This is a genomic window from Hwanghaeella grinnelliae, from assembly GCF_004005845.1.
GTDB lineage: Bacteria > Pseudomonadota > Alphaproteobacteria > UBA8366 > Aestuariispiraceae > Hwanghaeella > Hwanghaeella grinnelliae.
The window spans coordinates 871,203-893,395 of sequence record NZ_SADE01000002.1; the positions used below are offsets into that span (position 1 = coordinate 871,203).

The window sequence follows — 22,193 nt, forward strand, 5'->3', positions numbered from 1 at the left end:
TTTTAGGAGGCATCCGTGAATTACTGGCTGATGAAATCCGAACCCGGAACCTGGTCCTGGGACGATCAGGTGAAGAAAGGCAAGGAGGGCGAGGGCTGGGACGGTGTGCGGAACTACCAGGCCTCCAACAACATGAAGGCGATGAAAATCGGCGACCGGTGTTTCTTCTATCACTCGGTAAACGAAAAACAGATCGTCGGTATCGTCGAAGTGATTGAGGAATACCATCCCGATCCGACCGATGCGAAGGGGCGGTTCGGCATGGTCACCGTCATGGCGATTAAGCCGTTCGAAAAGCCGGTGACGCTGGGCGATATCAAGGCTGAGCCAAGGCTGGAAAACCTGTCCTTGATCAAACAATCCCGCCTGTCCGTCATGCCGATCGACCAGGCGTCCTGGAAACTGATCTGTGCGATGGGCGAGACTGACCCGTCTTAGCGGCGGGACGGCGTCGTTCTTTTCTCACGCGGGCGTGATTTGGTATCTGGAACGATTGTTCTAGATTGTTTGCCAATGACAACGCATTGGGCGGACCGCAGATTTCCATGCTGCGGGCGCTATGAGAGGAGAATTCATGTCTCAACAAGCAATCCTGTATCCGCGCCAGCAGGTCCCTGATTTGTCGGTCCCCCTCGTCGGTGGGGGGCAATTCAATCTGGCGGAGGAGACGCCGGAGAACTTCACGATGGTGGTGTTCTACCGGGGGCTCCATTGTCCGATCTGTGCCAACTATCTGGGTGACCTGCACAACCGGCTCGACGCGCTGACCGAAAAAGGCGTCAGCGTCATTGCGCTCAGTTCCGACACGGAAGAACGCGCAACAGAGGCCAAGGAAAAATGGAACCTTCCGAATCTTCGTATCGGCTATGGTTTTAGTCTCGATACGGCACGGGAATGGGGCCTCTTCATTTCAACCAGCCGGGGCAAGACCTCCGCCGGCGTGGTGGAACCGGACCTGTTCGCCGAACCCGCTCTCTATCTCGTTCGACCAAATGGCGAACTCTATTTCGGGACGGTCCAGACCATGCCTTTCGCGCGCCCCTCTTTCGCGGACATCTCGAAGGCCCTCGATTTTGTTATCGCCAACGATTATCCGGGCCGGGGCGAGGTGATCGATCACGCGGCAGCGGCGGAATAAAGACCGATACATTCCACAGAGTTATAGAGTTTGACGACCGGAATCCGGCCGCCTTGATCGGCGGCCGGTTTTCCATTTCCACTGTTTGCTATTTTCCTGGGAAACGACGCGTGCCACACTTCGCGCATGGCACGCGTAGACATTACATCCAGACTATCAGACCAGTTGAAGGACGCTTTGGCGGAGGAAGAGCGCATCGCCGCTTCCGTCGTTGCGGAGATCGGGGAAAAGCCGGCGGCGGATGACGTTGCCGGGCAGCGGCGGCTGTACAACGCCAACCGGGCCTTCTGGAACGAAGGCGGGCCGGCGATGGCCGATCGCGTGGACCTGACGATCGACGGCCCGGGCGGCGATTTACCGTTGCGGATTCATTATCCGTCGGACGAGCGTCCCCTGCCGGCTTTGATTTTTCTGCATGGCGGCGGCTGGGTGCTCGGCAATCTCGACACCCATGACCGGATCATGCGGCAATTGGCCGCCGATAGCGGTTTGGCGGTCGTGGGCGTCGATTACCGCCTCGCCCCGGAAGCGCCTTTTCCCTGCGCCAATGAAGACGCGGCGGTCGCCGTGCATTGGTTGGCCGAAAACGGCGCCAGTCTGGGATTGGACGTGGACCGGCTTGCGATCGGCGGGGATTCGGCCGGGGCGGCCTTGAGCCTCGGGACCTTGCACCACTTCAAGGACGAGCGACCAGGGCAGCTGAAAGCAGGGCTGCTGTATTATGGTGCGTTCGGCCTGAAGGATTCACGCAGCCGGCGCCTGTTCGGCGGCGCGGAGGACGGATTGTCGGCGGAAAGCCTGGCTTTCTTCCGTGACTGTCTGATGGCGCCCGGCGCGGCGAAACCCGATTGGCGGCTAGACCTTTTGTCGCGGGACGTCAGCGGCTTGCCGCCCCTGTTCATCGGGCCGGTGGAATGCGATCCCCTGCGCGACGACAGCGACGCGTTGAGCGAGTTATGCGTCGATGCCGGTGTGCCGCACGACTACCACCTTTTCAAAGGCGTGTTGCACGGTTTCCTGCATATGAGCCGGATGGTTGATACCTCCCGCGAGGCCCTTGCCATGGGGGGCGACTTCCTGCGCCGCCATGTCGCGCCCCTATAGGCTCATATCACCCGATTCAGGGGCTAGAAATCACTCATTTATACGAGGAAGCCGTTGAAATTGCCGCGGTGCGACAGCATCATGGTACTACGCCGCCAGTTCCGAGAGGCAGCCGGACAGTTGGGATGGCGTCATATGACACATGACGGAGTCCGCAGACGGAGTCTGCGGGGGAAATCCCGCGACCCGTATGCCAAATCAAAGAGCAGGAGGGGACAATATGTTCGAAGTACACACCTTCCCGGTGCCGGAAGACGCCAAAGAACGCGCGCTGGTCACCAAGGATCAATACCAGGAGTGGTACAAGAAGTCGGTTGAGGATCCGGAAGGTTTCTGGGCTGAACAGGGAAAGCGGCTCGACTGGATCAAGCCGTATTCCAAGATCAAGAACGTGAATTTCATGGTGCCGGATGTCTCGATCAAGTGGTTCGAGGACGGCACGCTGAACGCCAGCGTCAACTGTATCGATCGCCATCTGGCTAAACGCGGCGATCAGGTTGCCATCATTTGGGAAGGCGACGAGCCGACCGACGACGCCAAGATCACCTATAACGAATTGGCCGATCATGTCGGCCGCCTTTCGAACGTGATGAAGGCTCAGGGCGTTAAGAAGGGCGACCGCGTTTGCATCTACATGCCGATGATCCCCGAAGCGGCTTATGCGATGCTTGCCTGCGCCCGGATCGGCGCGGTTCACTCGATCGTCTTTGGCGGTTTCTCGCCGGATAGCTTGGCCAACCGCATTCAGGACTCCGAATGCAAAATGGTCATTACGGCCGATGAAGGCGTGCGCGGCGGCCGCAAAATTCCGCTGAAGGTTAATACGGACAAGGCGCTCGAAACCTGTCCGTCGGTTACCAGCGTCGTTGTTGTGAAGCGCACCGGCGGCGATATCGAGTGGGTCGACGGCCGTGATATCTGGTACGAAGAAGCCACCGAAGCGGCGAGCCCCGATTGCCCGCCGGAAGAAATGAATGCGGAAGATCCGCTTTTCATCCTCTATACCTCTGGCTCGACCGGCCAGCCGAAAGGCGTGCTGCACACCACCGGCGGCTACATGGTCTACGCGTCGATGACGCACCAATACGTCTTCGACTATCACGACGGGGATATCTATTGGTGCACGGCGGATGTCGGCTGGGTCACCGGGCACAGCTATATCGTCTACGGGCCCTTGGCCAACGGGGCGACCACGCTGATGTTCGAAGGGGTTCCGAACTATCCGGATTCCTCGCGCTTCTGGCAGGTCTGCGACAAGCATCAGGTGAACACGTTCTATACCGCGCCGACCGCGATCCGCGCGTTAATGCGGGAAGGCAACGGGCCGGTGACCTCGACCAGCCGCAAATCCTTGCGCCTTTTGGGGTCTGTGGGTGAGCCGATCAATCCGGAAGCCTGGATGTGGTACCACGAAGTGGTCGGCGATAAACGCTGCCCCATCGTCGATACCTGGTGGCAGACGGAAACCGGCGGCATCCTGATCACCCCGCTGCCCGGCGCCACGGACCTGAAGCCGGGTTCCGCGGCATTGCCCTTCTTCGGGGTTCAGCCCCAGATCGTCGACAATGAAGGCGAACCGCTTGAAGGCGCGACGGAAGGCAACCTCTGCATCACCGAATCCTGGCCGGGCCAGATGCGGACGGTCTATGGCGATCACGAGCGTTTCATGCAGACCTATTTCTCCACCTATAAGGGGAAATACTTCACTGGCGACGGCTGCCGCCGGGATGAAGACGGGTATTACTGGATCACCGGCCGCGTGGATGACGTCATCAACGTCTCCGGCCACCGGATGGGCACGGCGGAAGTCGAAAGCGCGCTGGTCGCACATGACAAGGTAGCCGAAGCCGCGGTCGTTGGCGCGCCGCACGACATCAAGGGACAGGGCATCTATGCCTATGTTACCTTGAATGCCGGGGTTGAACCGACGGATGAGTTGAAGAAGGAACTGGTCCAGTGGGTCCGTAAGGAAATCGGACCCATCGCCAGCCCCGATTGGCTGCAGTGGTCGCCGGGCCTGCCGAAGACCCGTTCCGGCAAGATCATGCGCCGCATTCTGCGCAAGATCGCCGAGGACGAGTTCGGCAATCTTGGCGATACCTCGACATTGGCCGATCCGGGCGTCGTCGACGACCTGATCGACAACCGTCAGAACCGCACGCACTAACTGCGCGGCAAATCAACGAAAACACGGGCGGCGCTGTGTTGGCGCCGCCCTTCTTCTGTCTGCGTCTCAAGCGATCTGTATCAAAGTTGAAAATGGATATGATCATCGTGACGGGCCGCATTGCAGCCTTGAAATCGAAACTTCGGGCCGTCCAAGCGAAGCCGCGCCAACAAATGCGGTTCGACGAAAATCTTTCCGATGCGAGGGTCCGAGGCCAGAGTTTGCAAAGCAAACCGTGTGCGCTTGGGTTCGATTTGCCAGTCCGGCCACACAGGCTGTAGCAAATCCAAGTCCCAGCGTAAATCCAGGTACCGGTCCGGGCAGTTTGTCGGTCCCTGTTCGAATGCGAAATAGCCGATCGGCGACCGTGTTCTGCCAGATAGATATCCGCCTTGTGCATTCCGGTAGTAGAAAGCGATATCAACTTTCCTACCATCATCGTGGGATAGATGGGGTAACAACGGAAACCCCGTAAGAAACGGAAAATTCGCGTCCAGAACGAGAGTCTTCGTCCCAGGATAGGTGTTATCGATTTCTGTAGCGAGATCTTGGAGTGCGGCCCGAATATCCGGATGAACATAGTTCCGGTTCATCACACAATAGAACCATGATTGGACCGCCAGCGGACTGTCGGACATGCAACTTAGCGGAACTCGGCTGAAATGCGGCGCAACGAATGTGGCCATGACAGATAACAAGATATAGGCGCCGATGAAGACCGAAATGCGCCACTTGCAAGCAAGGGCGATTAACCAAGCGAAGCCGCCAAGCTGGGTGAGCATTGTCAGGACCACGAAAGCAATCGAATGCACACAAACTTTTTTCATCGAGCGATCCCACGGTTTTGGAGCGCTCAAATCAAATCATTCAACCCGGCATTCCACAAACTAATGCAGAGACGGTGGTTTAAACTATGAGGACGTCCCCTCCAGCGCATAGACGCGGCGGCGCAGATCGGCGAGGAGTTGGTGACGGTCATCGAGGTTGGGCAGGTCGGTGGCGTGCACCGGTTCGCCGATGCGCACCGTGACGTCGCTGCCGATACGGCGGGCCAATTCATACATCAACAAAGCCTCGCGCCAGGCTTCGCCAATCCGGCTTGCCAGATGGAAGCGCCAGGAATTTTGACCTTCGAAATAGATCGGCAGAATGGTCGCGTTCGACCTTTGGACCATCGCCGAAACAAAGAGCTTCCAAGGCGCATCCGTCGCCGGGCCGAAAATCTTGTCTGCCGTGGAAACCCGACCAGCGGGAAAGATGATGACCACCCCGCCGTCGCGCAGGTGCTGAAGCGCAGCCTGCCGCGCGGCGACATTGCTGCGGAGTGCCGACGACGCCCCCTCAAATTGGATCGGCAATAAATAGGGTCGCAATTCCGGGGCGCGCTCGAATGTCGCGTGCGCCATCAGCTTGATGTCGGCGCGGCGTTGGCTGACCAGATGGCAGGCGCTTAAACCGTCGAGGACGCCGAAAGGGTGGTTGGACACGACGATCAACGGGCCTTCCGCAGGCATGGCGTCAAGTTGCCTCGCGTCGACATTCATGCCGACGCGAAGCCGGTCGATCGCCTCCTGCCAGAAGGGGCGGTCGCTGCCGCCTTGCAGACGATATTCGTCATAAAGGCGTTTCAACCGCCGCTGGCCCGAGATCTTTTCGATCACCCGAATCAGGGCACGGCGCAACATGGGGTCGCCGTCCGTGGCGTAGGAAATGGTCGGAATTTCGGTTACGTCGGTCATCGTCGGCTGGTTCTCTGCGCGGCATTACTAACCGGCAGCAGTTACCAATTGCCCGTGACAGGCGGATGACGATTCGGTGGCAATTCATGTAGGTGGAGCCAAGTGTCTTAAATTAATTGTTTATTAGTATAATGATAGCTAGTTTCCCGGCCGCAGGGGTGCGTGGGGTTTTTTCATAGTAATTTAGCAAAAAGGGGCCGCCAGTATGGCCAAGACACGTACCAAGGCCGAGAAGATCGCCGCCCTGAAGGACGAGCGCCAGAAGCAGATGGATCTTTATAAGCGTTTGCCCAATCAGAAAGACAATGCCGCGCAGGAAGTCGCGGGTCGTATTCATGCGATCGACAAGGACATCGCCCGTGTTACGCAGGAACAGCAAAAATCTGCCGGCACCCCGATTTGGGTTTGGCTGTTGGTTGCCTTCGCGGCGGGCGGACTTGCTTGGGCTGGTGCGTATTATTTCGGTGGCCAGATGACGGGTTGAACTGAAGGTGATTTTGGCCGGGGCGCGGCCGCGTTGTGATCAGTGGACCTGAACCGGCGTTCCGATTTTTAAGCCGAAGCGTTCCGCCGCATTTCCCTTGTTTACGGCGATCTCCACCATTCCCATCGAATTGGCATACCAGAAAGCGGATCCTTCCGGCGCGTCGCCGAACGTTCTCGCTGCGCCCAGTGTTTCGCCGGGCACGTGGATCGAGGCGTGCTGATCGACGGTCATCGCCCTGCGGCCAAGGATACAGTTCCCGAAACTGTCGATATAGATGACCTCGTCGATATCATCTGCCCATTCCGGCGAAACGGCTGGGCCGGAGATTTCCGTTACCAGGCCGTCCATCCACGATGCGGACGCCGGACAACGCGCCTCTTGCCCGGGCGTGGTTCGGGCGGCGATCCGCGCTGCAATGGGCGCGAACAAGTCGCGCCCGTGGAAACTGGCTGAAAGTGTTTCAGGCCGCCAGACGATACGGTACCATCGCACGGCGTCGCTGTGGCGGGCGGTTAGCGAGAACAATCCGTTGTCCGGCCCGACGAAAAACCGGTTCCCCGTCCTAAGGACGATGGCGTCGCGATCCGTGCCGACGCCCGGATCCACCACGCCGACACAAACGCATTCCGCCGGCATGGCCGGTGCCAATGCCGCTAACAGATAGGCTGCCGCTTTCGGGTCCTGTGCCGGCGCATCGTGCATCAAGTCGACTATCGGTATAGTGTTTGCATACCCGACCACCGCAGTGTGCATTTGACCGATATAAGGGCCAAGCCAACCGAAATCCGTGAAAAACAGGATCATTCGCGTGTCCAGTCGTTCAAGTTTCAATGCACAGATGTCAATATGATTGGCCCAGATCCTGCAGCGTGGAGCGTCGGAAGGGAAGAGTGCAGTAGTAATGCAACAAAGTGTACTTGCGAAAGGGGACCATGGCGGCACAACCGGATCGGAACCCGGGGAACGCGGCCGCGTGCTTCTTGTCGATGATGGCGAGACGAACCGCATGATCGCGAGGGCGATGCTGCGGCGCGCCGGATTCATCGTCGATGAAGCGTTCGACGGCGCCGAAGCAGTAGACCTTGTTCTTCAGCATGCCTATGCGGCGGTTCTTATGGATGTTGCCATGCCGGTCATGGACGGTGTCGAGGCGACCCGCGCAATCCGTCAATTGCCCGCGCCGAACTGCGATATACCCGTCGTGGCGCTTACCGCGCATGACACGCCTGCCGACCGGATGCGGTGCCTGGAAGCCGGTATGGACGACTACATAGCCAAACCCTTGCGCTATGCGGAACTGGTTCAGGTGTTGGATCGCAACGCGCGTCCGGCCGACGAAGCGGAGGCGCCGGCTGATAAGGCGGCCTGCTGCGAGGATGCAGAGACGGTTGACGTTGAAGGCCTCGGCAAGACCGTTGTCATTCAATGCGAAAAGCTGGCGCAGTTGGAAGAGGATGCCGGTCCGGAAGCGATGCGGGACCTGATCGTAATGTATCTTGGGGAGGCTGATCGCCTTACCGCCGCCCTGATGGCCGCGGATAAGTCGGTATCGGCAAAAGACAGAAGCCGTTGGGCTCATTCCTTGAAAAGCAGTTCTGCTTCCTTTGGGGCGCGAGCAGTGGAACTGACCGCTGCGGTGTTGGAAAAGTCATATGACAAGGGCGATTTCACCCGTGCGGAGTTGTTTCTCCGCCAGTTGCCGGCCCTTGGGGAATTGACGATGCAGGCATTTGCAAAGCGGGGATTGGGACGTTCGCAATAATCCCGCCCCGGATCGAACCGACGGTTGATCACCAGGGTTCAGTCACCATTGAGCCCATTCTTGAGATATCTGGAAAATCACTTGGGAGCGCTGGTGCCGGCTGCGTGACTCGAACACGCGACCCCATCATTACGAATGATGTGCTCTACCAACTGAGCTAAGCCGGCCCGTTGCGACCGCTCTGATATTGCGGCAGGCGTGAGACTGCAAGCCTTTTGTCGGGATCAAGCATCAAAAACCGTTCCCCAGCCCTCCGCCAGCCTTTGCTGTCGCCGGCATGTAGTCGTCTGAGCCGAAAAAATCAGCGCCAAATGCAAAAAACTGCTCTTGTGTGACTGGTGTCACTTATTAATGGACAGGGGGCGGCTAGGGTGGGGGCATCAAAAGGGTTCTTTCGCTAGCCGACAAGTCGGTGAGAAGTTTCTTCCCTTTTGCCTCTTACTCTCCCTCGCCTAGACGGCCCGGACATCCTCCGGGCCGCTTTTTTTTGAGGGAGGACACAGTGTGGCGCGGCGTGGCGATTTGCGACGAAGAATCGCAGATCAGTTTGCAAAATGCGAATCGTTCTCAAGCGTTGCGTCGGGCTAAACACCGATGCATTTGCCCGCCGTAAACCGCTTCAGTATAATGATACGACGACGCGATCATGGTGGATCACAGAAGTGCTATGCTAAATTCGCGTTTATCAGAAAACGATTAGTGGCGGGTGGCAAGTGATCCAACTGGACGGGTCGACGGAACTTGAAGCGATTCTTGATGGCGTGTTCAAACCCGCACGACGGGAAGAGCGCCGCCAGCGTCAGCGCCGTATTCTGCGCGGTACAGTGCACCAGCCCCTGCTCACGCTGAATTATCCCGGCGCCGGTGACGCGGCCCGACAGGCGCGCGACCCGCAGAACGATACGGCAAAACCGGCCCCCAAACCGGTACAGGTGGCGACAACGGAAGATCTAATCCGAACCGGTTATGCCGAAGGCCGGGTGATCAATCCGCCACCGCCGGACAGGCCGGGTAATGCAGATGATGCCACGGTGGACTTGCAGGGTTTGGGCTATGTGTCGGCGCGGGGCCGGATCTGGTCCGAAGGCGTATGAACGACGCGCCTATTGCCAAAACGCAAGCCTCGCGCCGCAATGCTGGCAACCGATACACAACTCCTCATATGTCGCCGGACGAAGTCAGAACCGCTGTGGAGGAGGTGGATGTAGGCGATCCGGCGGTTAGCCGCGCACGTTCCGCGCAGCTGGCTTGGCGTCCTGCCTGGGCGATCCGCAGCCGCCGCGGTGCTTTTAGTGCCCTTAAAGGTTGGATTTTCCGGACAGCGCCCTGATGGCCCACCGTATTCTTATTGCCAAGTTCGCCCATGAGACGAACCGGTTCTCCGACCGGCCGACGGGCTTGGACGCCTTCCGCGCCAATATGCTTTATGCGGGATCTGAAATACCAGCGCGGCTGCGTGACACCAATTCCGAAATTGCAGGTTTCCTGGATGTTACGGACATTGAGGGCTGGACCATCATCCCGACCATCGCCGCCAATGCCGGGCCATCGGGAATGGTAACCGCGGAAGCGGAGAAATTCGTGACGGATAGGATCTTGGCCGACCTGAGCAATGCTCTCGAAAATGGTCCCATCGATGGGGTGCTGTTGGCGTTGCATGGGGCGATGGTGACAGAGACGGCGGATGACGGCGAGGGCGCATTGTTGGCGAAGCTTCGCGAAAAGCTGGGCCCGGACATTCCGATCATGGCAACGCTTGATCTGCACGCCAATGTAACCGACCGCATGGCCGAACTGGCGACTGCGCTGTTTTCTTACCGGACCTATCCCCATGTGGACATGCGCGAGCGCGGTGTGGAAGCGGCGCAGCTGATGGCGCGCTGCCTTGCCGGCGACTGCCATCCGGTGACGGTCGTGTCGCGGGCCCCACTTCTTGTCGGTTGCGACGATGGGCGAACCACGAATGCAGGCGGCCAGATGCTCGATCACCTGGCGGCGGCCCGCAAGCTGGAGGGGGAAGAACCTGGCGTGCTTACGGTGTCGGTCAATGCGGGTTTCGTCGATGCGGATATTGAACAAGCCGGACCGAGCGTGACGGTGACGGGTGATGGCGCGTCAAAGAAGTGGCGCCAGTTGGCGGATGAAATCATGGCGGAGATCTGGCGACGCCGGGACGAGTCCAGCATAGACATACTGACCCCTGAAGTCGCAGTCGAGCGGGCCATGCGGGCAAATCGGCCAACCGGCAATGGCCCCGTCGTTATTGCTGACTTCGCGGATAATCCGGGTGCCGGGGCCTACGGCGACGCGACCGGTTTATTGGATGTGATGCTGAAGGCCGGACTGAGAAACACGGCGTTCGGCGGTCTATATGATCCAGGGGCGGCGGCGGAAATGCACCGCGCAGGTGTTGGCGCGGTTATGACCATACCTTTGGGCGGAAAGACCAATGCGGATCGCGGCGGCGGGCCGCTGACCCTGACCGGGACGGTGACGGCACTCGGCGATGGTAGTTTCGTCTATGAGGGACCGATGTCGACCGGCGTGACCGGTGACCTGGGCCCGTGTGGCTGTTTCCGGGTGGAGACGAAAGACGGGGCGGATATCGATATCCTCGTCACCTCCAATAATTTGCAGATGTTGGACCGGGCGCTTTTCCGCGCGGTTGGTATTCAGCCTGAAAAGAAACGTGTCTTGGCGGTTAAATCCCAACAGCATTTCCGGGGCGCCTTCGGTCCGATCGCGTCTGAAATCATGGTCTGCGATACCGGCGCTATGAGTTCCGACGACCTGTCTTTCCGGACTTTCAAACATGTGCGCCGGCCAATTCATCCGCTCGACCTGGTGGTTTGGGAAGGGTAAACGGCTAGCAGGGTGGGCGCATCGGCTTAGCGTTTTTCTAGCTGCTGTATCACTGCGAAAAGCAGTCTGTTTGCGTCAATGCCCGAGCCGGTCGCAATGGCAGCCAATGTCTGATCGGCGGAGGCGACGGAATGCCCTTGGTCGGACAGCGTCTTCATCAATCCATCCGGGGTTGATCCCAATATCGGTGCAATTTCCGTCAAGCTGGCCTGCGTCATCAGTCCGACCGCCTTGAAGGCGGGGTTCCCGCCGCTTTGTCCCATGATTGCCGGGGCGGCGAATGGCACTGCCACGACTAGGGAAGCAGCCAAGGCGACAAACAAGGTCCTGTTGCGTAAGTAGTTCACCAAGCCCCGCCAGTTCTTCCAAACATGAAGGGCAAAGGGAACCAGTAATGCGATGCTGAGCCATTCGTGCATGCCGTGAAATGCGGATGGCGCCCAATGGAAGAACAGCGCTATTCCGGAAATCATGGAAACCAAAAAAAGGCCGGTCGTAAGAGGGGTCGCATAACGTTTGAACAGGGGGTGCAATTTCGGTCTCCTGCAGGGGTTAACTCGGTCGGGGCCCTATTTTTCCTGTGCTACTCATCTGCGTTTCCATCCTGTTCGGCTTTAAGCCACACTTATTGTTCTTCTGCCTGGGTCAGACCCTTTGCCATGTGATTTGCATTTCCTCACGAAACGCGAACCGCACAAGATGGCTGGCGGCGACGTTCTGCAGTTTCGCCAAAGTTTCAGCATCTGACGCTGTGACCGATAGCCTCAGGCGGTTGTCATCGGCTTCCAGTCGGCAGTCGCCACCGCTGAAGGAAATCTGGCCGGCTGCCGCATCGAAGCTTACCGGGATTTTATGGGCGAAATGCTTGCACAGTTGCTGCAGGTAACGGCTGGCCTTTTCTGTCGCGATGTCGGCCGTACTTTCGAGCATGTAGGCGGTGGGGGTGGTTGGCGTCATTCACTTTTCTCCACTTGTTGGGCGGCAGCATCAATGGCCGCGGCGATTGTCTCGATTGTCTGTTCCTCGACCGGCCCTTGACGTAAACGAAGCCGCAGAGCGGTTTTCAGGTTTTCCATGGCGCGAACGATCGGTGCCGGTGCATGGGCGGGCGGGCCGCCGTGCTGTCCGGTGCGGGCAAATAAGCCTTCGGCTTCCGTCTTTTTCAGTTTCAGGAAGTCGGCGCCTTCCGTGGTGATGCGGTACTGCTTGCGCCCGCCTTCCTGGGTTTCGACAGCGGCATAGCCCATGTCTTCCAACCAGGAGAGCGTGGGGTAGATGACACCGGGGCTTGGACTATAGGCCCCTGCGAACCGGTCTTCGATGGTCTTGATCAATTCGTAGCCGTGGCTCGGAGCGTCGGCGATCAAGGCCAGGATCAGAAGCCGCAATTCACCGTAGTCGAACAAACGTCCGCCCCGGTGCCCCCCCCGGCGTCCGCCGCCATGGCCGTGCTTATGGCTGCCATGGCCATGGCCGTGATGCCTTTGGCCACTGCCTCCTTGGCCGCCTCTGCCGCGGCCACCTTTCCTGGGACCGCCATTTCCGGCGCCTTCGGGGCCGTCAACTCCACTATTGTTCATCATGTTTTCTCTTCTTCTGATTATCATGCGCTCGATATATATCTCGATATATCGTAATTCAAGATATATCGAGAATATTCTTGGTGCAGCTGAAAACCTGGTTTCGATCGCTAGGCTTCGCTTCCAGGGCAACCGGGGATGATTCAATCCATGTCTGGAAGTGGGAATGCTTGGTGGCCGGGTTGATCTGCCGGGTATAGCGTGGGTTCAAGCGCGACGTTGATCCGGGACCACTCCCTTGTGTCCGAAGGGCGGAGTGATTATGGCAGAATGTTACCGCAGAAACTTTTCACTGTAGGATGCTTGGTCTGCCGCATGTCATCCCCTAGCAAAAGCGCCGCGAAACGGTCCGGGGATCCCGGCAAGGTTCGGCTCGGACCGATAATCCACCTTTGCATCGCAGCGTCTGCGATTGTCCTTTGCGTCCCAACGCCCGCTATCTTTCTATTTACGAACACTGCTCTCGTGCGTCACATGGTGTCGCCGCTGGAAGCCAATCTCGTTTGCCTGGTCCTTGGCGGACTTTTCGCCAGTCTGGGACTCGGCCTTGCGGTTCAGAAGGTGCCGCGACTTGCGCGGGTGGCGATCATGCATCCGCTGGCGCTCTTCCATTACGGCTTCGCCGGGCTAAGCCTCGCTCTGGCTGTGCTGCACCGTGTCCCGGCGCTGACGTTGGTCGGTCATCCCTTTCACAACCAAAGCGTCCTGTCATTCTTGGTCTACGGCCTAGCCCTCCAATCCGCTTACCTTGTCACCAGAACAAGAGCATCAAGGCGCGCATTCTCTTGGCTCATCTTCGGCTTGGCGGGTGGGAATCTCGTCTTTCTATTCCCGGTATGGCAGGAATTGGGGTTTCGCTATCCCGTCCTTTTCAAGGACTATGCGGCTTTCGCGGCGCTCGCCCTGTTCGGCATTGCAGCGCGGCGACCCTTCGCCGACCATGACGGGGAAAAGTCATTCCCGTCACGGGCGCGCTTCGTCGAACCCGCGACGCTCGTCTGGGGTTTGGCGTTCGCCATGCTGCTGGTCTCCGACAACCGATCCGGCTGGCTCGCCGCCGCCGTGTTCCTTTTGGCGGCGGGCTTGGAGGCCAGAAGGTTCCGCTGGTTTCGTCACTGCAGCCCGGCCTGGACATCCCGACGGGCGGGTGCAGCGTTAGCCCTGACGTTGCTGGCCGGCACGCTTTTGCTGGCAACCGTCCCGATATCCAGTTCCGTTCCTTTGTTGAGCAGCCTGTTGGATCGGCAGAGATATTTCACTGTGTACGAATTGGCGACGTCCGAGTCTCCAATGGCGCTCGCGCATGGATACGGTTGGTCCTCCACCGGCGACCTGAACCTCACCTATGGACGCTACCTAGCATTGCCCACGACTGTAGAAATCGACATGCCCATGCGTCGGCAGAACATCTGGGAGGGGACGCGCGAGGTTCATTTCGATTTCCATAACCTGCATCTTGAATGGCTGGCCAGCATGGGACTATTGGGCCTCGCCGCAGCGATGGCCTATCCCTATCTGCTCATAAGGACAACGATGCCGACAGTGCGGTCGGCGGCATTCATCGTTGCACTGATGCTGTTGCAATTGGTCTGGTTCAACCCCGTCGCGACGACGGGAATGACAACGCTTGTTATTGGTTTGAATTTGCGGCGCTTGCGCAGCAGGCGCTTTTCCGCCCAATGGTTGAAGACCCACCCCGAATCGTCACGGGAATCCACCGCGCTTTGGAAAACGGTCAAAAGCGTGTTTATCAGTCCGAATCCTACACTTGCCTTTCCTATTTTAGCCGGAGCCCTGGTGGCCGTTCTTGCAATTGGCGCCGCCACTGGGGGGCGTACCGATTGCCATTATTTTGCGAGTATTGGCAACCGCGGCGGATTCATCCCCTGGATCCGGAACATCGATTCCCCGCTAGAAGATCCTGTGGCTTTTGTGCAAGCGGTTGAAACCTATCTGGAAACCGGGAAGTGCTATCGCCACACCAGCCTGCTCGACGCCCAGATGTTGCAGGTGGCAGCTCGTATGTATTTCAACGCCCAACAAGGCGGGTTGCCGAAGGCTGAAATCTTAGAGAGGTGGCGTGACATTGCCGAGGTCGCATATCCGCGCCTAGCCCCGCGAAGCGATCTTTATGGTCCCTACTTCGCCGTGCTTTTGGAATCCGGCCGCGATCGGGATGTCCGCGACCTGGGGCGGCGTTTCTTGACCCGTGACGAGCACGACCTTGTCGCGAAATGGTTTATGGGATTGGCGATGCTTTCCGATGAGGCGACTATCCGGGAGGGTTTGGATATGAGCTTGTTTGCCTACGATAACGGCGTCGGCCAGCGGATCCTACTACCAGACGGAATCATTTCCAGCTTACGGTTGTTGAAAAGCGAACTTGACGCAACCGAATAATACTCTAATCATTTTTCTCTGATATTCGTTGGTCACAATATTGGATAGGGGATGGTTCAATGGCGAGAAGTCTATTCTTGTTCGCATTACTGTCGGTTTGTTTCATTTTTCCAAACCAATCTTGGGCCCAGTACTACGATGCGTCCAGCGAAGAGGATAGCGGTGCGGTAACCTCCGACGACGTTCTTCGGGAGTCGGCAACCACCGTCGCCAATGTTATTGCGGCACGTGTCGGCAGTATCACGTCCCGGCTGGTTTCACGATCGCGTGTCGGCGGCCCGAGGATCAATGCCCCGGCCCCGTCCAGCGGTTTGGCGAACAAAGTCCATGGGCGCCAGTCGGACAGCAAGAATCCATTCGGCCCGTTTGCGGCTTCCTTGGCCGGTGGCGCCGTTTCGATCAATTCGACCATGTCCCGCGGATCTGTTGGCAGGATGAGCCTTACGGCGGACCTGACCCATGACGAGCCGCGCGGTCGAAATACGAACAACATCACCCAGACAGCGGCCAATGACGACGCGGGGGGCGAGACGGCCTATTCCGGTCTTGGGACTTGGACCAACTTGACCTGGACGCATTTCTCAAGCGATGCGACCGGCGCGGATTTCAATGCGGACCAGTATCTTGCCCTGGCTGGCGCGGATATGACCGGCAGCTATCTAGGCCTGTCATTGGGTGACGATCTGCTGTTGGGGGCCGCCGCCTCGTTCGAGGTTGGCGATATCGACACGAAATTCAATGGTGGTGAGCTGCAAAGTCTAGGCGCGGGCGTGACACCCTATGTCGCGTATATCGTGAATGAGTATTTCTATTTGAGCGGTATCGCCGGCGTTACCTACGTCCAAAGCGATGTCGATTTCTTGGAAGCCGGAAACCGTGAAAGTGGGGATTTCAGCACTCTGCGTTGGTATACCGGCGCGTCGGCAAACCTAAACTATTATGTAGACATGTGGGAATTCGGCGGAACGCTCGGGTATCTGTACGCTCGGGATTCGGCGGATTCTTACACGGAAAGTGACGGAGATTTCGTCAACGCCCGTACCACCAACCTGGGTCAGGCGTCACTTGCCGCACGGGCCGGATACAACTTCGATAATGTGCTGGTCTACGGCATTGGTAGTTATGAGTATGAGAACGTGACGGGATCCAAGGACCCAAGTCAGGTAACCCTGAGTCTCGGGGCGGACTACTTCTCCACCGACAGGTTGACCCTTTCCGCGGAAGCATCCCATGTGTTGACTCGGGACAACTTCGACTCCACGGGTATCAGCGTTAACCTGCGATACGATTGGTAGCTCTCGATCGGAACGGAAAAGGCCCGGCTTCGCGCCGGGTCTTTTTTTTGATGTGATGTGTCTATGACGTGTTTCGCAGGCCGAACACCAGTGTGCTTCTCGCTCGATTGATGTGATTGGACGCGCGCACATTGCGGACGAGGATGACAAGGAATTGTTCAATGGTTTCTATCGACCCCTGACCGAGTGCGCCTATATTTGACTTCAATGGAAAAACGCAGACACGCGAGGCGAGAATGACGAAATCCGAAAGCGGTTACGAACCACCGAAAATATGGACTTGGGAAAACCAGGACGGCGGCCAATGGACCAGCACCAACCGGCCGATCGCCGGCCCGACGCATGACAAGGAATTGCCGGTCGGTCAGCACCCGATGCAACTCTATTCGCTCGGCACACCAAACGGCCAGAAGGTCACGATCATGCTGGAGGAGTTGCTGGCGCTCGGCGAAAGCGGCGCGGAATACGATGCCTGGCTGATCAAGATCGGTGATGGCGATCAATTCGGCAGCGGCTTCGTCGAAATCAACCCGAATTCCAAGATCCCGGCGCTGCTCGATCGGTCAGAAAATCCGCCGCTCCGCGTGTTTGAATCCGGCTCAATCTTGGTTTATCTGGCGGAAAAATTCGGTCATTTCCTGTCGACCGACCGAGCCAACCGGACCGAAGTTTTGAATTGGCTGTTCTGGCTCCAAGGGTCCGCCCCCTATCTCGGCGGCGGGTTTGGGCATTTCTACGCCTATGCGCCGGAAAAGTTCGAATATCCAATCAACCGATTTGCGATGGAAACCAAGCGCCAGCTGGATGTGTTGGATCGACGCTTGGCGGAAACACGCTTCCTCGGCGGCGATGATTACTCGATTGCGGATATGGCGACTTGGCCCTGGTACGGCAATCTCGCGCGCGGGGCGCAGTACGGGGACGCAGGGACCTTCCTGCAAGTCGAGTCCTACGAGAACGTGCAGCGTTGGACCAAGGAAATCTTCGACCGCCCGGCAGTGCAGCGCGGCCGCAAGGTCAACAAGCTTTCCGGCGAGCCTTGGGAACAACTCCATGAACGCCACGACGCGTTAGATTTCGACACCAAGACGCAGGACAAGCTGGAAGCGGCGGAATAGCCTTACCGCCGGGTTACGTAAACCCGAGCGCAAACCAGTCACGGCGTCCGGCCCAAGCGGTCCGGGCGCCGTTTTGCCTTTGAACGTCCTATTTCTTATTTTTGAATCACCGCTGGCATGCGCTTTCGATAGCGAATTTGGCAATGACGACGAAGAGGTGAACGTCGAAATACAAAGAGACTCGATGTACCAACCAAAGCGGTAATATGGTAATAATTCGGTAAATCTTCCTGTTTCCGGGAATGTGCGTTGCGCAAAGTCGAAATCTCTTTGGAGGACAAATTTGAAACTCTTTCGTGATGTCGCGCTATGGTCGAGTTGGAGGCCACCCGAACCAACGCCCCTGAACAACAATGACGAGGAATCTCCTAAAGATGAGGGACGGCTCGCAAGAGCTCGAGAGATTGAGGCGAGTATAAGAAAATCGTTGGCGTTATATGTCGGAACTTGGTTCTTCTGTGGTCTGACAGTCATTTCATCGCCAGATGTCCTACTTCTTCTTTCCGAGTCTCAGATCAAGTTGCCGATCGTAGACTACAGCCTTAGCTTCTTTTCATTCTCTATATTCTCGCCCCTTCTGTTGTTCATCCTAATCGGGCATGTGTTCCTCCAAATGGAGGCTCGGGATAAGACCCGGTTTGCCCTTCGGTACGATCATAATGTTCTGTATGACGAGAACCCGGTCGGAGTCTTTTTCTCTAAAATCGTTCTTTACGCTTCCTTGCCTTTGTACATGTTCATGTTGGTTTGGAAGTCCGGTATTCTGGGTGAGTTGTGGCTATATCTATTTGCCATGACCGTTGCCTCACTTGCGCTTAGCTTCGTGATGTATGTCAGGCGAACTCCGGCTCTTTCTCGAGCCGGCGCAACGTTCGGTTACCTCATATTGTTCTTAGGGTTTTCACTTTACGTCACCGCAGCCCCCAAAATCCGTTGGCTCGATTTGAGCCGCGCAAACTTGGCGGGTTCGAATATATCAGGCTCAAATCTATCCGATGCCGATTTGACGGATGCGGATCTTTCCTCGGCAAATTTGGCCAATGTCAGGTTCGGATCGGCCAAGATTGTGAATACGACATTTGCCGGCAGTGATTTGACGAATGCCTTCTTCTCCGACCCGCGGAGAAATGCCAATCGAACGGAACTGAGTAACGTCTCTTTTAGGGATGCTACTCTCAACGGTGTGAACTTTTACAATGTCTCGATAAAAACAGCGGATTTTCGGGGTAGCGATCTAACGGGGGCCAACTTCCACAAAGCGACTTTATCCAAGATCGACTTTTCGGGTGCAGACTTGTCAGGCGTGATTGAAATGACTCAGGAACAACTCCGCAATGCATGCGGAAGCGAGACCACAATCCTCCCGAACAGCAACCTTTCCCTCGCCCTTTGTGCGGGTGCGAATGTTATCAACGAATAATAATGGCGGGATCATCCTGTGTTGTCACACTCCTCGGACGATGAAGGTGCCGGATGGACCCGTCCCGTAGTCAACTCAGATATTGGACCATAGGCAACCGGCTAAACTTGTTTCACACTGGATGAGACAAGGGGCTGCGTCGCGCTGGAAGTGGTGAAGTCGCTTGTACCGCCGCCGGGCCGGTACAAGTGGAGAAGGGTGCCGACGAACCGCCGGTGGTAGGTCGCGCCTTTAGATGGAGGAAAATCTCCCCTCTCCCATTCAATTGTATTGGTTGGGGCAGAGCTTCGGCCCCATAACGGCTGTGCAAGATCAGCGCGGCCGGTGTTGGGTATTCTTGCCGGCGGTGATGAATATAGCCGTTGCCTCACCCTCGACATCTGCTGTGTGCCAGACGCCGGGTTCGTTGATCGCGTATTCGCCGGGGCCGAGGGGCACGCTCTCCGTCCGGCCGTCCGGGTATTCCTGGTGCAAGGTGATTGACCCGGCTGTGCACAACACGACCTCACTTCCTTCCGGATGCATTTCCCACATGGCCCAGGGTTCGGCGAAGGAATGCATCGCGACGATCCGTGCTTCAGCGCCATCCGTCGCATGCCGTTCCATATATCCCTCGTACCACGCCAAATCGCCGGTGAATTCCGGTTCCGCGACGGCTGTCGCGCCCAGACCCAGATGAATTGGATGCGTGGAAAGTGTTCTGCTGGTCATGCGAAACCTCGTGTCGGGCCGTGTCTATGAAGGGAATGCTCACTTCACCGCAACGGAGCATGGTTGAGCAAGCGCGGCGGTCGAATGCACTGGGCTATCTATGCGAAATCAATGCGCTTTTATTGAGTTAGACTCGGGTCGGTACGGACCAAGCCCGGCCATACGTCCCGCAAAAAGACGGTAAGATCATTCGCCTGACCGTCCAACCGGAATGGATAGAGCAGCGTGCTGACGAACCCGCGATGGTAGGTCGCGTGATTGACCAGGTGGAGAAGGATTTCCTCGCGCGTCATCGAACCGTCGCCGCCCCCGACAAAGGTGAACCGGATGGTTTCGTTCAAGGCTTTGCCGTTGTCTTCGGCGGCCCATTTATCGGCGAGGGCGACATAATAGTCATTCATCGCGCGAAGCTCTCGCGCCACGATGTTGAAGGCCCGTTCTTCCGCACGGTGCCGCGTAGTGTGGGTGTTCGAACGCCCTTCAAGGTGGTCGCGGAATATTTCCCCGATCAACAGGACATGGTCGAAGGTTCCGGTGATGCTACCGAATAGCGTGTCCCGCAGCGCCGTGAGTTCCGGTGCCGGCAATTTTGCGGCATTGTTCAGCATGACATCATCCGCCCATGCCGTGTAACGGGTCATCTTCCGCATCAGTGCCGGGTTGGTCATCGTTCCCTCCTTGTCGTGTCGTGCCGTTGCGTATGTTGCATCGGTGCATATCGGTCGCAAGAAAAGGATTGTCTCGGTAACAATTCCCCGAACCGACTGACGGAGACGGTTTTCGCGAGGCTGGGCCGGGCCCTGCGCATCTTTCCATTCTTGTCGCAATATTTAACGAACACCGCTAAAAGATATGAAAAACAAGGTGTTTGCTTATGAGGGATCCCCAACGGCGCGTGCCGAACATCATCGATGTCGAAGCATCGGGTTTCGGCCCGCACAGTTATCCGATCGAGGTGGGCCTCGCTCTGGGTGATGGCTCCAAATTCTGTTCGCTGATCCTGCCGGTGCAGGATTGGACTCATTGGGACGAAACCGCGGAGCAAATACACCGTATCCCCCGTGACCTGCTGGAGGATCACGGCAGGCCGACAGAGGTCGTGGCCCGCAAACTGAACACGTTACTGAAGGGCCAAACGGTCTATACCGACGGCTGGGTCGTCGACAAACCGTGGCTGATCGACCTGTTCCACAAAAGCGGCGTCGAACCGGAATTCGAGATCAGCGCCCTGGAAATGATCCTGTCCGAAAAACAGATGCAGGCTTGGCACGCCACCAAGGAAGTCGTCCTTACCGAACTCGGCGAAAAACGCCACCGCGCCAGCTTCGATGCCTATGTCGTTCAGCAAACCTGGCTCAGGACATTGGAGGGGGTTTAGCCTTCTCCGTACCGCCACCGCTTCGGATTGAGGTGACTAGGAACTGCGACAGCAACGGCAAAATTGCGACGGATAGACCGACTGCCAAGGTAATAAGGGCCGGCCGTGGGATCGGTGCGAGGGTCAAATTTGCGTTCAGTACCGCTCGCCATGGGATGCCCGTCGCAACCCCATACCAGGTCGCCTCAAGTCCGGCAGTTGCGAGTGCTGCCAGCAGGGCGATGGCGGCAAGCGTCAGCGTTCCAGCCTGTGAAGTGTTCAATGGCGCACCGAATCCATGGGCCACGCGATATCCCATCAACAACAGCCAGAAGCCCATCATCAGGGCCGCCTCCGTCGCTTCCAGCTTGGACTGCATGAAGAAATGCAGGATCCCCAGGGCGGCTAGGCCATAGACGATCCGATGCAGATGGTGCCATCGCAATTTCATGCGCCGGATGGCCGCATCGTTCGACGTGGCGGCCAAAAGCATAAGGCCAAAGACGGCGATGAAACCGATGGTGAGGTAGATCCGGTTGACGATTTCCGAGGCGGCCTGTCCGACATTCCAACCCTGGTCGCCGATATACAGTGTCAGATGAAAAGCGGCATAGGCGAAGACCGTCAGGCCGAGCAGCCGGCGAATCCCTGCCAGCCGGGTCCACCCGGTGATCCGGCGCAGCGGCGTCAGCGCCAAGGTGACCAACAGCAGCCGCAGGGTCCACAACCCGGTCTCGTGCGTCGCAACCTCAAAAGGCCTCGGCCCCAGATCATTGAAGACCGCCTGATACCCGACCCACAAAGCAGGCGCAGTCGCCAGCAGACAGGCGGCCAAGCGCAAACCACTGAACCGCCCCCGCCGGTCGTTCCACGGAAAATCGATCAAGCACAACACTCCCGAGAAAACGGGGAGATAGCGTACATCGCCGCGAATTGCACCGCCGGATCACGGGGAGTTCAGTAAATGTGTGGAAAATCTGCCCGTCGTCATGACATTTGGGTCAATCCTTTGTCTGACTTGAAGGAGAATCCGGCTCATACTGGTTGATGTTA

Annotated in this window: 22 protein-coding genes and 1 tRNA gene; 13 read left to right on the top strand and 10 right to left on the bottom strand. The window is 57.7% G+C overall.

Going from position 1 to position 22,193, the window contains the following annotated elements; translation table 11 throughout:
* Positions 1-15 precede the first annotated feature (15 nt).
* The 4 genes from EOI86_RS14730 to acs all read left to right on the top strand — a co-directional run bounded on the left by EOI86_RS14730 (position 16) and on the right by acs (position 4,409).
* A complete protein-coding gene (locus EOI86_RS14730; protein WP_127765931.1) occupies positions 16-438 on the top strand; it encodes an EVE domain-containing protein in 423 nt (140 codons plus the stop codon).
* Positions 439-574: 136 nt separating this feature from the next.
* The gene (locus tag EOI86_RS14735) at positions 575-1,138 is read left to right on the top strand and encodes a peroxiredoxin-like family protein (RefSeq protein WP_193555789.1); all 564 of its coding nucleotides are present in this window, start codon (positions 575-577) and stop codon (positions 1,136-1,138) included.
* A 126-nt stretch (positions 1,139-1,264) separates the two neighbouring features.
* A complete protein-coding gene (locus EOI86_RS14740; RefSeq protein WP_127765932.1) occupies positions 1,265-2,242 on the top strand; it encodes an alpha/beta hydrolase fold domain-containing protein in 978 nt (325 codons plus the stop codon).
* A 220-nt stretch (positions 2,243-2,462) separates the two neighbouring features.
* Positions 2,463-4,409 carry an acetate--CoA ligase gene (acs, locus tag EOI86_RS14745; RefSeq protein ID WP_127765933.1) on the top strand — a complete coding sequence of 649 codons (1,947 nt, stop codon included), beginning with the start codon at positions 2,463-2,465 and terminating at the stop codon, positions 4,407-4,409.
* Positions 4,410-4,489: 80 nt separating this feature from the next.
* Here the strand turns inward: acs and EOI86_RS14750 are convergent, their stop codons facing one another.
* The gene (locus tag EOI86_RS14750) at positions 4,490-5,266 is read right to left on the bottom strand and encodes a hypothetical protein (RefSeq protein WP_205032206.1); all 777 of its coding nucleotides are present in this window, start codon (positions 5,264-5,266) and stop codon (positions 4,490-4,492) included.
* Between the two features lie 54 nt (positions 5,267-5,320).
* Positions 5,321-6,148, bottom strand: a complete 828-nt coding sequence (locus tag EOI86_RS14755; protein WP_127765934.1) for a lysophospholipid acyltransferase family protein — start codon at positions 6,146-6,148, stop codon at positions 5,321-5,323.
* Positions 6,149-6,353: 205 nt separating this feature from the next.
* Between EOI86_RS14755 and EOI86_RS14760 the strand changes: the two genes are divergently transcribed.
* A complete protein-coding gene (locus EOI86_RS14760; protein ID WP_127765935.1) occupies positions 6,354-6,632 on the top strand; it encodes a hypothetical protein in 279 nt (92 codons plus the stop codon).
* 39 nt (positions 6,633-6,671) lie between these two features.
* Here EOI86_RS14760 and EOI86_RS14765 read toward each other — a convergent pair whose 3' ends face one another.
* Entirely contained in the window at positions 6,672-7,439 is a 768-nt protein-coding gene (locus tag EOI86_RS14765) for an SAM hydrolase/SAM-dependent halogenase family protein (protein WP_127765936.1), read from the bottom strand.
* Positions 7,440-7,536: 97 nt separating this feature from the next.
* Between EOI86_RS14765 and EOI86_RS14770 the strand changes: the two genes are divergently transcribed.
* Positions 7,537-8,397 (top strand): response regulator, encoded by an 861-nt coding sequence (locus EOI86_RS14770; protein WP_127765937.1) that lies wholly within the window; start codon positions 7,537-7,539, stop codon positions 8,395-8,397.
* Positions 8,398-8,488: 91 nt separating this feature from the next.
* Here the strand turns inward: EOI86_RS14770 and EOI86_RS14775 are convergent.
* A tRNA-Thr gene (locus EOI86_RS14775) sits at positions 8,489-8,564 on the bottom strand.
* 546 nt (positions 8,565-9,110) lie between these two features.
* Between EOI86_RS14775 and EOI86_RS14780 the strand changes: the two genes are divergently transcribed.
* Together EOI86_RS14780 and EOI86_RS14785 are read left to right on the top strand one after the other, a co-directional pair.
* A complete protein-coding gene (locus tag EOI86_RS14780; RefSeq protein ID WP_127765938.1) occupies positions 9,111-9,491 on the top strand; it encodes a hypothetical protein in 381 nt (126 codons plus the stop codon).
* Positions 9,492-9,726: 235 nt separating this feature from the next.
* The gene (locus tag EOI86_RS14785; protein ID WP_127765939.1) at positions 9,727-11,259 is read left to right on the top strand and encodes a M81 family metallopeptidase; all 1,533 of its coding nucleotides are present in this window, start codon (positions 9,727-9,729) and stop codon (positions 11,257-11,259) included.
* Positions 11,260-11,285: 26 nt separating this feature from the next.
* On the opposite strand, the gene EOI86_RS14790 is transcribed toward EOI86_RS14785, so the two are convergent.
* From EOI86_RS14790 to EOI86_RS14800, 3 genes are all read right to left on the bottom strand, one after another.
* Positions 11,286-11,792: a DUF4405 domain-containing protein gene (locus EOI86_RS14790; protein WP_205032207.1), complete on the bottom strand. Its 507-nt coding sequence runs from the start codon at positions 11,790-11,792 to the stop codon at positions 11,286-11,288.
* A gap of 112 nt (positions 11,793-11,904) precedes the next feature.
* Positions 11,905-12,216, bottom strand: a complete 312-nt coding sequence (locus tag EOI86_RS14795) for a DUF2218 domain-containing protein (protein WP_240035681.1) — start codon at positions 12,214-12,216, stop codon at positions 11,905-11,907.
* On the bottom strand, positions 12,213-12,665 hold the full coding sequence (locus EOI86_RS14800) for a PadR family transcriptional regulator (protein ID WP_240035682.1): 453 nt from the start codon (positions 12,663-12,665) through the stop codon (positions 12,213-12,215). The genes EOI86_RS14795 and EOI86_RS14800 overlap by 4 nt, the downstream gene beginning before the upstream one ends.
* Positions 12,666-13,313: 648 nt before the next feature.
* Between EOI86_RS14800 and EOI86_RS14805 the strand changes: the two genes are divergently transcribed.
* The 4 genes from EOI86_RS14805 to EOI86_RS14820 all read left to right on the top strand — a co-directional run bounded on the left by EOI86_RS14805 (position 13,314) and on the right by EOI86_RS14820 (position 19,072).
* Entirely contained in the window at positions 13,314-15,239 is a 1,926-nt protein-coding gene (locus EOI86_RS14805; protein WP_127765940.1) for a hypothetical protein, read from the top strand.
* Between the two features lie 59 nt (positions 15,240-15,298).
* The gene (locus EOI86_RS14810; protein ID WP_127765941.1) at positions 15,299-16,534 is read left to right on the top strand and encodes an autotransporter outer membrane beta-barrel domain-containing protein; all 1,236 of its coding nucleotides are present in this window, start codon (positions 15,299-15,301) and stop codon (positions 16,532-16,534) included.
* Positions 16,535-16,770: 236 nt separating this feature from the next.
* Entirely contained in the window at positions 16,771-17,652 is an 882-nt protein-coding gene (gene yghU, locus EOI86_RS14815; RefSeq protein ID WP_127765942.1) for a glutathione-dependent disulfide-bond oxidoreductase, read from the top strand.
* Positions 17,653-17,935: 283 nt separating this feature from the next.
* Positions 17,936-19,072 (top strand): pentapeptide repeat-containing protein, encoded by a 1,137-nt coding sequence (locus EOI86_RS14820; RefSeq protein ID WP_127765943.1) that lies wholly within the window; start codon positions 17,936-17,938, stop codon positions 19,070-19,072.
* Between the two features lie 312 nt (positions 19,073-19,384).
* Here EOI86_RS14820 and EOI86_RS14825 read toward each other — a convergent pair whose 3' ends face one another.
* Complete coding sequence (locus EOI86_RS14825) at positions 19,385-19,783, bottom strand: carbohydrate kinase family protein (protein WP_127765944.1); 399 nt, start codon at positions 19,781-19,783, stop codon at positions 19,385-19,387.
* 119 nt (positions 19,784-19,902) lie between these two features.
* The gene (locus EOI86_RS14830; RefSeq protein WP_127765945.1) at positions 19,903-20,451 is read right to left on the bottom strand and encodes a DinB family protein; all 549 of its coding nucleotides are present in this window, start codon (positions 20,449-20,451) and stop codon (positions 19,903-19,905) included.
* Positions 20,452-20,657: 206 nt separating this feature from the next.
* Here EOI86_RS14830 and EOI86_RS14835 point away from each other — a divergent pair, with 206 nt between their 5' ends.
* The gene (locus EOI86_RS14835) at positions 20,658-21,161 is read left to right on the top strand and encodes a hypothetical protein (protein WP_127765946.1); all 504 of its coding nucleotides are present in this window, start codon (positions 20,658-20,660) and stop codon (positions 21,159-21,161) included.
* Here EOI86_RS14835 and EOI86_RS14840 read toward each other — a convergent pair.
* Entirely contained in the window at positions 21,139-22,026 is an 888-nt protein-coding gene (locus EOI86_RS14840) for a protein-methionine-sulfoxide reductase heme-binding subunit MsrQ (protein ID WP_205032208.1), read from the bottom strand. The genes EOI86_RS14835 and EOI86_RS14840 overlap by 23 nt on opposite strands.
* Positions 22,027-22,193: the final 167 nt, after the last annotated feature.